Source organism: Albibacillus kandeliae (genome assembly GCF_003116585.1).
Taxonomy (GTDB): Bacteria; Pseudomonadota; Alphaproteobacteria; order Rhodobacterales; family Rhodobacteraceae; genus Albibacillus; species Albibacillus kandeliae.
Genome location: NZ_QEHM01000009.1, coordinates 125766 through 137906, shown reverse-complemented (window position 1 = coordinate 137906; position 12141 = coordinate 125766). Strand labels below are relative to the sequence as shown.

12 protein-coding genes are annotated in these 12141 nt (G+C 67.1%); 3 read left to right on the top strand and 9 right to left on the bottom strand.

Annotation, left to right across the window (positions count from 1 at the left end; translation table 11 throughout):
* Positions 1-2: 2 nt before the first annotated feature.
* From DDT93_RS20270 to DDT93_RS20255, 4 genes are read right to left on the bottom strand one after another with little or no spacing between them, the layout of a single operon-like run.
* Positions 3-608 carry a pyridoxamine 5'-phosphate oxidase family protein gene (locus DDT93_RS20270; RefSeq protein WP_109467712.1) on the bottom strand — a complete coding sequence of 202 codons (606 nt, stop codon included), beginning with the start codon at positions 606-608 and terminating at the stop codon, positions 3-5.
* On the bottom strand, positions 595-1326 hold the full coding sequence (locus tag DDT93_RS20265) for a lysophospholipid acyltransferase family protein (RefSeq protein ID WP_109467711.1): 732 nt from the start codon (positions 1324-1326) through the stop codon (positions 595-597). The genes DDT93_RS20270 and DDT93_RS20265 overlap by 14 nt, the downstream gene beginning before the upstream one ends.
* The gene (locus DDT93_RS20260) at positions 1326-2225 is read right to left on the bottom strand and encodes a cell division protein FtsX (RefSeq protein WP_109467710.1); all 900 of its coding nucleotides are present in this window, start codon (positions 2223-2225) and stop codon (positions 1326-1328) included. Before DDT93_RS20260 ends, DDT93_RS20265 begins: the two co-directional genes overlap by 1 nt.
* Positions 2222-2899, bottom strand: coding sequence for a cell division ATP-binding protein FtsE (locus DDT93_RS20255; RefSeq protein WP_109467709.1), 678 nt, complete (start codon positions 2897-2899; stop codon positions 2222-2224). The genes DDT93_RS20260 and DDT93_RS20255 overlap by 4 nt, the downstream gene beginning before the upstream one ends.
* Positions 2900-3079: 180 nt before the next feature.
* On the opposite strand from DDT93_RS20255, the gene DDT93_RS26795 reads away from it, so the two are divergent.
* Positions 3080-4069 carry a zinc-ribbon domain-containing protein gene (locus DDT93_RS26795; protein WP_198654920.1) on the top strand — a complete coding sequence of 330 codons (990 nt, stop codon included), beginning with the start codon at positions 3080-3082 and terminating at the stop codon, positions 4067-4069.
* A gap of 12 nt (positions 4070-4081) precedes the next feature.
* On the opposite strand, the gene DDT93_RS20245 is transcribed toward DDT93_RS26795, so the two are convergent.
* The 5 genes from DDT93_RS20245 to argH form a co-directional block, all read right to left on the bottom strand.
* Positions 4082-6664 carry a TIGR02302 family protein gene (locus DDT93_RS20245; protein ID WP_109467708.1) on the bottom strand — a complete coding sequence of 861 codons (2583 nt, stop codon included), beginning with the start codon at positions 6662-6664 and terminating at the stop codon, positions 4082-4084.
* A 35-nt stretch (positions 6665-6699) separates the two neighbouring features.
* The gene (gene lysA / locus DDT93_RS20240; protein WP_109467707.1) at positions 6700-7965 is read right to left on the bottom strand and encodes a diaminopimelate decarboxylase; all 1266 of its coding nucleotides are present in this window, start codon (positions 7963-7965) and stop codon (positions 6700-6702) included.
* A gap of 75 nt (positions 7966-8040) precedes the next feature.
* Entirely contained in the window at positions 8041-9246 is a 1206-nt protein-coding gene (locus DDT93_RS20235; protein ID WP_157960238.1) for a sugar-transfer associated ATP-grasp domain-containing protein, read from the bottom strand.
* Between the two features lie 145 nt (positions 9247-9391).
* The gene (locus DDT93_RS20230; protein ID WP_109467705.1) at positions 9392-9574 is read right to left on the bottom strand and encodes a hypothetical protein; all 183 of its coding nucleotides are present in this window, start codon (positions 9572-9574) and stop codon (positions 9392-9394) included.
* Positions 9574-10962, bottom strand: coding sequence for an argininosuccinate lyase (gene argH, locus DDT93_RS20225; protein ID WP_109467704.1), 1389 nt, complete (start codon positions 10960-10962; stop codon positions 9574-9576). The genes DDT93_RS20230 and argH overlap by 1 nt, the downstream gene beginning before the upstream one ends.
* A gap of 22 nt (positions 10963-10984) precedes the next feature.
* On the opposite strand from argH, the gene DDT93_RS20220 reads away from it, so the two are divergent.
* A complete protein-coding gene (locus tag DDT93_RS20220; RefSeq protein ID WP_198654919.1) occupies positions 10985-11545 on the top strand; it encodes a TlpA family protein disulfide reductase in 561 nt (186 codons plus the stop codon).
* A 166-nt stretch (positions 11546-11711) separates the two neighbouring features.
* A complete protein-coding gene (locus DDT93_RS20215; protein ID WP_109467703.1) occupies positions 11712-12137 on the top strand; it encodes a hypothetical protein in 426 nt (141 codons plus the stop codon).
* Positions 12138-12141: the final 4 nt, after the last annotated feature.

Sequence of the window (12141 nt, the reverse complement as noted above, 5' to 3'; positions counted from 1 at the left end):
GCCTACCACATGGACTGGGCGGCGCGGACCGGCCATTCCTCGTCGTAGGCCTTGCCGTCGAGCTTGCCTTCGCTCATCTCGGTCAGGATGTCGCCGACCGTCGGCAGGTCGGCGGGTGCGGGTTCGCCGTTCCACAGGCCCGAGCGCAGCAGGGCGCGCGCGCATTGGCTGTAGATTTCCTCGATCGAAATCACGATGACGGTGGCGGGCAGGATGGACTTGCGCCGGAAGCGCTCGCGCAGGGCCTCGTCGGCGGTCAGCCTTGCACGGCCGTTGACCCGCATCACGTTGTTGCTGCCCGGGATCATGAACATCAGCGAGATGCGCCCGTCGGTCACGATATTGCGCAGGGAATCGAGCCGGTTGTTGCCGCGCCAGTCCGGCATCGCCAGGGTTCCGGGGTCGAGTTCCATCACCACCGGGCCATCGTCACCGCGCGGGCTGCCATCGGTTCCGTCCGGGCCCACGGTGGTCATCATGCAGAGCCGGGAGGCCATGATCCACTTGCGGTAGGTCGGGGTCAGGCGGCGGGCGACCTTGACGCTGGCCGCCTCTCCCACGATCCCGTAGAGCGCCTCGAGCGTCTCGATATCCTCAACGTAGTTCATCGGCCTCGTACCCCGCTTCGCGCATCAGGACGGTGGACTGCCGTTCCACCTGCGCCTCGATCTCGGTCATGAACTCGCGGCGCGACAGGCCCGGCTCGACCGGTTCGAGGAACTCGACAACCGCCAGTCCCGGATACTTGGTCAGGCCCTTGCGGGGCCAGAACAGGCCGACGTTGGTCGCGACCGGGACGCAGGGGGTTTCGAGTTCATTGTAGAGAATGCCGATCCCGCCCTTGTAGGGCTTGTAATCGCCCGGCGCGACGCGGGTGCCCTGCGGGTAGATCACCAGCTGACCGGGATCCCGGCGCTCGGTCATCACGTCGCGCACCATCTTGGCCAGCGCGCCGCCACGCTTGGCGCGGTCGACGGGGATGCAGCCCATGCGGCGCGCGTAGAGGCCGATGAAGGGGGTCCACATCAGTTCGCGCTTCATGATGAACTTGGGGCGCGGCAGAACGTGGAAGATCAGGATGATGTCGAGGAACGACTGGTGCTTGGAGGCGATCAGGACCTCGCCGGTCGGGATCGGTCCGCGCACCTCGGTCCGGATGCCCACCAGCCAGCCCGCCAGCCAGCGCGCCCAGATGCAGAAGAGCTTGCAGGCCCGCACCGCGGCGTTGCGCGAGAACAGGGCGAAGGGCGCGAAGGAGAAACCGAGGACCGCCATGCCGAGATACATCAGGACGACGAACAGGAGCGAGCGGATCCAGCGAAACATCAGGTCAGCTCTCCCAACCGGCGGCGGGCCGAGTACCACGTCGCGGCGAAAGCCACCAAGGCACCGAGCACCGGGATCAGGAAGGGCACGGCCCACCCTGCCCCCTGAAACCCGAGGCCGGTCAGGAAGCCACCGGCGTCGGACGCGGGCGGCAGCAGCGCCACCCCGAGCATCCCCAGCGCCATGCCCAGCGTCGCACCGATCAGTGCGCGCAGGGTGAAACGGCGCACGAAGGCCTGCGCGATATAGGTGTCGCGGGCGCCGACCAGCCGCAGCACCTCGATCACCTGCGCATTGGCGGCCAGCGCGGCGTTCGCGGCAAGGGTGATCATCGCGGCGGTCGCGCCGCCGATCAGCAGGATCGACATCAGGCCGAGGCGACGCAGGCTGTTCGCCGCATCGACCAGCGGCCGGCGCCAGCGCGAGTGATCGTCGAGCACGGCGCCCGGAACCTCGCCCGAGAGTCGCAGGCGCAGGCCCTCGACATCGTAGCCCTGATCGTCGGCGACGATCTCGACCAGCTGCGGCACCGGAAGGTCATCGAGCGGAAGGTCGGCCCCGAACCACGGTGTCAGCAGCGCGGCCTGTTCCTCCATGCTGAGCGCCCGCGCCGAGGCGATGCCCGGGGTCTGGCGCAGGATTTCGAGCGCGGCGGCGGTCTGCGCGTCGCGCTGATCGGCGGGAGCGGAGATGCGCAGCGTGGCGCTGCGCGCCAGTTCCCCGGCCCAGCGGTCCGCCAGACGGCCCGAGGCCATGCAGAGCGCCAGCGCGAAGACCGCGAGGAACGCCATCGCCGCCGCCGCGAAGAGCGTGAGCTGGGCGGTGAACCCGGAGGGCGGCACGACGCGGTCGGCCTGGGCATCTCCGAGCAGGAAGGAGCGGATGGTGCGCTTGCTCACAGGTCTGCCCCCGCGAGCTGGAGCTTGCGATTGGAAATCCGCAGGACGCGCGCCTGCACGAGGCTCTTGGCGGCGCGGATCAGGGCAAGGTCGTGGCTGGCCACCAGCACCGTCTTGCCCATCCGGTTCAGCTCGGCCAGCAGGGTCAGCAGGCGCTGCGACATCTCCCAGTCGACGTTGCCGGTGGGCTCGTCCGCGAGCACGACCTCGGGCGACATGATCACGGCGCGGGCAAGGGCGGCGCGCTGGCGCTCCCCGCCCGAGAGTTCCGGGGGCAGCGCGTCGGTGCGATTGCCGAGCCCGACCCATGCGAGCAGTTCCGAGAGGTTCTGGCTCTCGGCCCCGACATCGCGGCCCGAGACGGTCAGCGGCAGCGCGACATTGTCGGCCAGCGGCAGGTGGTCGAGGAACTGGCAGTCCTGATGCACGACGCCGATGCGCCGCCGCAGGATCGCCATCTGGTCACGGTCGAGCCGGCGCATGTCGCTGCCAAAGACCTTGATGCGCCCCGACGTGGGTTTGAGCGCGCCATAGCAGAGCTTCATCAGCGTGGTCTTGCCCGAGCCGGACGGCCCGGTCAGGAAATGGAAGGAGCCCGGCGACAGGCTCAGGGTCACATTGCTCAGCAATTCGCCACCGCCGTAGCTGTAGCCGACATTTTCCAGCTCGATCACATGCGCCCCCTGACTTCGCGCATGTTTTGCCTCAGCGACAGGGCAGATTCAATGCCCAGCAGCAACGACGCCGTTCGCAAATGTAGGCTCAGCGAATTGTCGCTTTGCGCCCGCCATCCATTTCCCTATGATGATGAAAATTATAATTATCAGGCGTTTTGGCAGAGCAGGAACAGCGGAATGAGGATCACTTGCCCGAATTGCGATGCGCAATACGAGGTGCCCGATGAAGTCATCCCCACCGAGGGGCGTGATGTTCAATGCTCGAACTGTGGCAACACCTGGTACCAGTATCATCCCGACCACGAACCGGCCGAGGCCGCGCCTGAACCCGTTTTCGCGCCCGCACCGGGCCTGAGCGCCGACGAGGACCTGGACGAAGACGAGACGTCTGACGCGCCGGAGATGGACGATGCCGACGACCTGGAGTCCGTCGAGGACGAGACGCGCTGGGACAGTCCGGACGAGGATGAAGAGGACGCGCTCAAGGGAGACGACGAGGACGAGGACGAAGAAGCCGACCCGGCTGCCTTCTTTGCCAAGGCCGCGCCCGACGATCTGCCTGCAGAGGATATCGCCGCGCCCGACGTCTACGAGGAAGACATCGAAGACCTCGCCCCTGCCCCGACGCCGCCGGTCGCACCGCTGATCTCGCGCAAGGCGCGGGACATGGACCCGTCGATCAGCGACATCCTGCGGCAGGAGGCCGAGTTCGAGGCGCGGATGCGCGCCACCGAGAGCACGAGCCTCGAAAGCCAGGCTGAACTGGGCCTCGACTGGGGTGTGAGCGAACAACCCGCGCCGAAACCCCGGGAACGCTCGGTGCCGGTGCAGGAGACCTCGGGCACCGTGCAGGCCGATCAGGATCGCCGCCGCAGCCGGCTGTTGCCCGATATCGACGAAATCAACTCGACCCTGCGCACCAACGAGACCGAGGCACCGGCCCCCGAGGCGGTCGAGGTCGCGCCGGTCCGCTCGCGCGGCGGGTTCACTCGCGGGTTCAGCCTGATCCTGCTGCTCGCCGTGCTGCTGGTGGTGGTCTACGTGAATTCCCAGAAGATCATCGAGGCGTCGCCGAGCCTGAAGGGGCCGCTCGATTCCTATACCGCGACCGTGGACGACCTGCGGCGCTGGCTCGACACCAAGCTCAGCGGCTTCGTTCCGAAGTAACGCCTCGACCGGTCAGAACCGGTCGAGCAGTCTTTCAAGATAATCCAGTTCCAGTTGCGGGCGGGCGCCGTCGCCGGTCCGCCGCCGGATTTCGTCCAGCAGCTCGCGGGCCCGGCGATAGACGTCTTCGCCCTGCAGCAGGTTCTCGTCGCTTCCCAGCGCGCCCTCGGATCCGGCGCTGCGGCCCAGCGGGTCGCGGTTGCCCGACCGTGCACGGCTCTCGGCGGTGCCCTGCCCCGGCTGGCGCTGTTGCTGGGCCATGGCCTCTCCCAGCGAGCGCATGCCCTCGCGCAGGGCCTCCATCGCGTCGGACTGCTGGTCGATGGCATCGGCCAGACGGTCGTCGCGCAGGGCCCGTTCGGCGCCGTCCATTGCACGCCCGGCCCGGTCCAGCGCTTCGCGCGCGGCGTCGCCCTCGGGCGTTCCCGTCCCCGGCATACCGCCCTTCTGGCGTTCAAGCTCCTGACGCAGCGCGCGCTGGCGTTCGGCAAGGGACTCGCCAAGATCGCCGTTGCCATTGCCCCCGGGGCTCTGTTCGCTGCCTTCGCCCTGGTTCTGTGCCTGACCCTGACCGCCCTGGCCCTCGTGGCTCTGCCCCCGGCCCTGACCGCCATTGCGGCCCTGATTGCCCTGGCTCTCGCCCGCCTGCGCACCGGGATTGAACTGTTCCTGCAGATCGCGGAACGCCTCGTCCGACAGGCCCTGTTGTTCGCGCAGCGTGTCGGCAAGCCCTTCCATGGCCTGCTGCCCCTGCGAGGGGCTGCCCTGACCGGGTGCGTTGGTGATCCGCATGTTCTCCATCATCTGCTGGAGTTCCTGCAGCGCCTGCTGCGCCTCGGCCATGCGGCCCTGCTCCATCAGCTCCTGGATCCGGTCCATCATGCGTTGCAGGTCATTCTGCGACATTTGCATCATGTCCTGCGGCAGGTTGTTCTGGTCGAGAACGTCGCCGTTGTCCTGCGCCTGCCGCGAAAGCTGGCGCATGTACTCGTTGGTAGCCTCGCGCAGCTCCTGCATCAGGTCGGCGATTTCCTCGTCCGAGGCGCCGTTCTTCATCGCTTCACTCAGGCGTTCCTGTGCCCGGCGCAGCCGTTCGAGCGCATCGGTGAGGTCACCCTCCTCCAGCAGGATGGCGAGATCCCACATGGCGTCGGCGATCTCGTCCTGTTGGGCGGCGCGCAGCCCATACTCGGTAAAGGTTTCGAGCCGCCGCAGAATCACGCGGAGCCGCAGATAGGCGGTTTCCGAGCGGAAGACATCGTCGGGCCGGTGGGAGACGGCGCGCAGCATCTGCGCCACGCGCGGCGCATTCGACAGAGACCACAGCAGGTCGCGGCGCTGTTCGATGACGGCAGCCGCCATCGGGTCGAAGAAGCGGCGGCCCGGCAGGAGACCGGAATAGACCGTCTGTTCGGACTTCTGCCCCGAGGCGTCTTCGACCTCCAGCGTGAAGGTCACCGGCAGGTTCGCCCACGGGTTCTTGGAGAAGTCCTCGATCAGGGTCTCGGTGAAATTGCTGCGGTCGCCTGCGATGGGCATCGGCAGCGGCACGGTGATCCCCTCGCGCGCGTCCGGTTCGGCCGCGAGGCCATAGCGCCGGTCGACCGCGTCGAGGTCGAGCATGACGTGGGCCGAGCCTGCGACCACGCCGTAATCATCGCTCGCCGCGAAGGCCAGTTTCATCTGCCCGTCCGCCTCGGCCTCGGCGGCTCCGGACACGCTGACCTCGGGCCGCGCATCGGCAGTCACCCGCACCGACCACGACCACCCGCCGCTGCCGTCGATGGCGAGCTTGCCGTTCTGGGTCACGACGAAGTCCTGCACCGGGTCGGAGGCGGCCGGCAGCTCACCGATGCGGCCCGAGACTGTCTCGTTCAGAGTCAGGGCCCCGACCGCGCCGTAGAAACGGAGGGTCACACGGCTGCCCTGAAGGATGTTCAGCTGGTCGCCCTTGACGTCGGCCAGATAGACCGTCGGCATGCCGGTATAGCGCGGCGGCTCGATCCAGCCTTCCCACGAGGGGCCGCCAGCGGCCTCGGCCGAGCCCGGTGTCATCTCGGCGACGGTTCCGACCCGCCAGACCGAGCCGAACAGCAGCGCGACCGCGAAGGCCAGGACCGCCATGTAGCGCAGCGCGTAGGGGTCGCGCCGCGCGATGCGGAGGTTGGGCTGAGGGGCACGCGCGGTCGAGGCGCGGGCCGCCATGCGCATCTGGTGCGCTCGCCAGACCGCTGCGGAGGCCGGGTCGGACTGGCCGATCGCCTGATCGTCGAGCAGCGCCTGGATCGGGCGGCCCGGCATCGTCTCGTCCAGCCGGGTGAGCGTTTCCGCGCGGCTGGGCCAGCGGAACCTCATCACGCCGTAGACGAGGGCAGCCAGTGCCGCGAGGATGGCGACCACGGCAACGCCCCAGACCACCTCGACCCGCGCCATGTCGTGCAGGCCCAGCATCAGCAGCGAGACCGACAGCAGCAGGATCGAGATCAGCGGCCAGAAACACCGCAGCAGGCGCTCGGCCACCAGCCCGGCGCGGGTGAGCGCAAGGGCGAAGCGAAGCTTGCGGAACGCGGGGTCGGTGCCGATGGGATTGGCCATTCGATACTCCAGACGGCCTCAGCCGCCGGATTGCGTCAAAGCCACTCGGGGATGGTATCCCGATTCATCATTTCCTCAAAGCTCGGACGTCGGCGAATAACCGCGAATTGATCCCCATTGACCAGGACTTCGGGCACAAGTGGTCGCGCATTGTACTCGCTGGCCATCACGGCGCCGTAAGCCCCCGCGCTGCGGAATGCGACGAGGTCGCCCGAGGCCATCGGCGGCAGGTCGCGCTGGCGCGCGAAGGTGTCGCCGGTCTCGCACACGGGGCCGACCACGTCATAGGGGCGCTGCTCGACACCGGGTGCCGGTTCGATGACCGGGATGATGTCGTGGTGCGCGTCGTACATGGCGGGGCGGATCAGGTCGTTCATGGCCGCGTCGAGGATCAGGAAATCGCGTCCCTCGCCCGACTTCATGTAGATCACCGAGGAGACCAGCAGCCCGGCGTTGCCCGCGATCAGGCGGCCCGGCTCGATCTCGATCTCGCACCCGAGGTGGCCCAGCGTCCGCTTGATCATGGCGCCGTATTCCACCGGCAGCGGCGGCGCCTCGTTCGAACGGGTGTAGGGAATGCCAAGGCCCCCGCCGAGGTCGAGCCTGCGGATGTGGTGACCGTCCGCGCGCAGCTGCTCGGTCAGCTCGGCCACCTTGGCATAGGCCAGTTCGAAGGGTTCGAGCTGGGTCAGCTGGCTGCCGATGTGAACGTCGATGCCGACGACCTCGATCCCCGGGAGTTCAGCGGCGCGGGCATAGACGGCGCGGGCGCGGGCGATGGGAATGCCGAACTTGTTCTCGGATTTCCCGGTCGCGATCTTGGCGTGGGTCTTGGCGTCGACATCCGGGTTCACGCGGATGGTGATGGGTGCGACCATCCCGAGGCTCTGCGCCACGAGGTTCAGCTGCTCCATCTCGGGTTCGGATTCGACGTTGAACTGGCGGATGCCGCCCTGCAGGGCGGTGCGCATTTCCTCGGCGGTCTTGCCGACGCCCGAGAACACGATCTTGTCCCCAGGAACGCCCGCCGCGCGGGCCCGCAGGTACTCGCCGCCCGAAACCACGTCCATGCCTGCCCCGGCCTGCGCGAGGGTCTTGAGGATGGCGAGGTTCCCCGCCGCCTTCATGGCGTAGCAGACAAGGTGGTCGACCCCGTCGAGCGCCTCGTCGAAGAGGCGGTAATGCCGCAGCAGGGTCGCTGTGGAATAGACGTAGAACGGGGTCCCGACTTCGGCCGCGATATCGGCTACGGGGACGTCCTCGGCGTAAAGCGCGCCGTTCCTGTAGAGAAAGTGATCCATTCCGCGCCTTTAGACGCAAACCGGGTCTCTGATCAATCCGATTCCCCGGTCTGCCCCTGTCGTTGCGTCACCGGATCAGCGGTGCGCCTTGAACTTGGCCTTGAGCGACTTGCGTTGCTTGGCAAGGGCTTCGGCCGAGCGCTTGGTCACCTTTTCGAACACCGGCAGGAAGTCTGCGTTGCGAATGCCGCGCTGGTTGGCGATCTGGAACAGGGTGTGGAAGGGGTTGTCGTTGCACTCCACCACCGCCGGTCCATCCGCCGTGATCGCCATGTCGAACCCGAGGATGCCGAACTCGGGGAAGACGTCGTGCGCCTGGCAAGCCAGGGCCAGAGCCTCCTGGAAACAGGGCAGTTGGAAACCGACAAGGCGCTTGCCGCTGACCGGATGCGTCTCGATATCCTGCCCTTTCAGGCCGCTGCCGGTGCGCGCGCGCAGGATTTTTCCGGTCTCGATGTCGATGGCGCCGATCATGCTGCCGTCCTGCCAGAAATTGTCGGACATGGCCTTGGGCGACGGGATCTTCCAGACCGCGTAGAGCGGGCGCGCCGTGCCATTCTCGTTGACGGTCACGATACGGACGGTGCCGATTGCATTGCCGACGATGGCCGCCATCTCCGGGTGCTGGACCAGTGCGTCCTGCAGCAGGTAGCCCCCCTTCTGGCCGGTCATCTCTTCGCAGAGCGCGTCGAGGTCGACCTGCCGGCCATCCGCGAGGAAGGCCTGGTTCGCGGCGCCGTCCACGCGCTCGATGCAGACCGAGCCCGCGCTGAGCGAGCCGGAGTTGGGCTTGCCGAACAGCGGATAGCGCGCCGCGCCGAGGAAGAAGGCCTTGAGGTCGGCGGCATTGGCAAAGCTCGGGACCACGCCGGAGCGGTGATGTTTCTCCACCAGCGCCTGGGTGCGGGTGGTGCGCAGGCCCAGCTGCGCGAGCAGCGAGCAATAGAGAAACTTGTTGGTCACCAGCTGGTTGCTGCGCACCAGCTCGTAGGGCGACATGCCGAGGTTCAGCGTCCAGTTCGCCTTGACCCCGACGAACTCGCGCTTCTGCTCCATGGTCAGCTCGGGATTGAAAAGCGCGTTCGACTGGTACTCGGCGAACGACAGGCGCGCGGCGGAGCGGTTGAGGAGGAGCATCTCGCGGAATTGCCGCAGCGGGCTCACGCCGAATTTGCGCGCCACCTGCACGATTGCCGAACTCTCCGGCGCGCGGCTCTTTGCCGGTCCCTCGAGAAGCGCGGTCGTCTTGTCCGACCCGGCGTCGATCGCTGCGGTAGTCATGCCCATATCCCTCGCGTGCGCGTTTCCATGCCCTGGCAAGGGGTACTCGGCAAAAATGGCTGAAATTGGGCGCTACTGTTTCGAAATCGGAACGAGTGACACGTCAACTGGCCGACCGTATCCGCCCGAAATCAGGTCTGCCGGGTCAGAACCCGAGATACAGCGCCAGCGGGCCCTTGTAGAGGCCCACCCCGCCCCCGGCACTGATGCCGGAGCCGGAGACGTTGATGCCCGCGTTCATCGTGGGCTGCACCGGCTCGCCGTCTGCTCCACAGCCGGCCAGAAGGGCCAGCAGGAGGGGAGCGGCCAGTGCCTTGATGATGCGCATCAGATCCTCGCTTTCCACCTTGCGATCTGCGCCCGCACCTGTTCGGGCGCGGTACCGCCGTAGGATGTCCGCGAGTTTACCGAATTTTCGACGCCGAGGACAGTGAAGACCTCCTCGGTGATGCCCTCGTGCACGGCCTGCATGTCCGCCAGCGTCAGGTCCGGCAGGTCGCAGCCCTTCTTCTCGGCCACAGCAACCAGCGATCCGGTGACATGGTGCGCGTCGCGGAAGGGCAGCCCGAGCACCCGGACCAGCCAGTCCGCCAGATCGGTCGCGGTCGAGAAGCCCGACCCGGCCGCGGCGGCGAGTGACGTACGGTTGGCGGTCATGTCGGTGACCATGCCGGTCATCGCGGCCAGCGCCAGCATCCAGTTGTCGGCCGCATCGAAGACCTGTTCCTTGTCTTCCTGCATGTCCTTGGAATAGGCCAGCGGCAGCCCCTTCATCACCATCATCAGCGCGGTGTTGGCGCCAAAGATACGGCCCACCTTGGCGCGGATCAGCTCGGCGGCGTCGGGGTTCTTTTTCTGCGGCATGATCGAGGAGCCGGTCGAGAAACGGTCGGAAAGCGCGACGAAGCGAAACTGGGCCGAGGACCAGATCACCAGTTCCTCGGCAAAGCGCGAGAGGTGCATGGCGCTGATCGAGGCCACGGAGAGGAATTCCAGCGCGAAGTCGCGGTCGCTGACCGCGTCGAGCGAGTTGGCGGAGGGACGGTCGAAGCCCAGCGCCTCGGCGGTCATGTGACGGTCGATCGGGAAGGAGGTGCCGGCGAGGGCGGCAGCCCCCAGCGGGCATTCGTTCATCCGCGCGCGGGCATCGCGGACGCGGCCAAGGTCGCGCCCGAACATCTCGACATAGGCCATCATGTGGTGGCCCCAGGTCACCGGCTGAGCGGTCTGGAGATGGGTGAAGCCGGGCATGACCCAGTCGGTTCCGGCCTCGGCCTGACCCAGCAGCGCCTTGATCAGCGCCAGCAGCCCGGATTCGGCGGCATCGAGCTGGTCGCGGACCCAGAGGCGGAAATCGGTCGCCACCTGGTCGTTCCGCGAGCGCGCGGTGTGCAGGCGGCCTGCGGGTTCGCCAATCAGGGCCTTGAGCCGGGCCTCGACGTTCATGTGGATGTCTTCCAGCGCGGTGGAAAACTCGAAGCTGCCCGCTTCGATCTCTGACAACACCGTGAGCAGGCCTTCCCGAATGGCCTCTGCGTCGCTATCGCTGATAACGCCTGTAGCGGCGAGCATGGCCGCGTGGGCGCGTGAACCGGCGATGTCCTGGGAGGCCATCCGCTTGTCGAACCCGATCGAGGCGTTGATCGCCTCCATGATCGCGTCCGGCCCGGCGGCAAAGCGGCCGCCCCACATCTGGTTTGCGTTGCTGTCAGTCATCGTCCGTGCCCTTGGAGAAATAATGCGCCTTTTTCGCCTGCTGCCCCTTTATATGGCCCTCGCCCTCTGTGCAAACGCTGCCCTCGCCGAGACGCCGGATATCACGGCGCTGCGCGACGGCGACATGAAGAAGCTGGCCCTGCACGAGGCGCCGCAGCCGGTCAGCGCGCTGAGTTTTTCGCTGGGCGAAGGCGCGGGCACCGGCACGCTGGCTGAGTTCAAGGGCAAGTACGTGCTGCTGAACTTCTGGGCCACGTGGTGCGCGCCATGCCGCAAGGAGATGCCGACGCTGTCGGCACTGCAGGAGGAATTCGGCGGCGACAGCTTCCAGGTGGTGACCCTCGCCACCGGCCGGAACTCGCCTGCCGGGATCGCCAAGTTCTTTGACGAGGCCGGGATTTCGAACCTTCCCCATTACCAGGACCAGAAGCAGGCGCTGGCCCGCGAGATGGGCATTCTCGGCCTGCCGATCTCGGTGCTGATCGACCCGGACGGCATGGAGATTGCCCGGCTGATCGGCGACGCCGACTGGCATTCGGACAGCGCGCGCGACATCATCCGGACCCTGACGCAGGGCATGTGACCGGGCCAGCGCCCCTGCCCACCTGCCTGTCGCATCGCCGTTCCCGCCCGGATCGCGGGAGGATTCCGGCGTCTGGCCGCCCGTGCGCGGGGGTTGCCCTTAATTCTGGACCGTTCCGCGCTACATTGAGGTAAGATAACCCAGCAATTTAAGAATTTTGGCATTCATGGCTTATACCTACAGGTTTCACAAAGACGTCGGCACCCTGCACGCCCGATTTTCCGGCCGCGTTCACCTGCGCGAGGTTCTGGACCTGATCGACCGTGCCGCAGCCCTGCCCGAGCAGCGCGAGGGGATCAACGTGATCGGGGACTTCCTGTTGGTGACCTGGTTCGACATGGACTGGGCCAGCCAGAGGCGTCTGCTGGCGCTGATGTCCTCGCTGCCCGGCTGGGACGGGCTGCCGCGCAGCTGCGTGATCCTCTGTGACGGTGAACCGATCTGGAGCTTTGCCGCGACCATCGTCCAGCAGACGACGCTGAGCTCCCCGATCGTCTTCGAACGGGTCGCGACCCCTGTCGAGGCGCTGCGCTTTGTCGGTCTGGACCCGCGCCAGCACAGCGAGAAGTTCGGATACCTGCCCGTGCCCTGAGGGC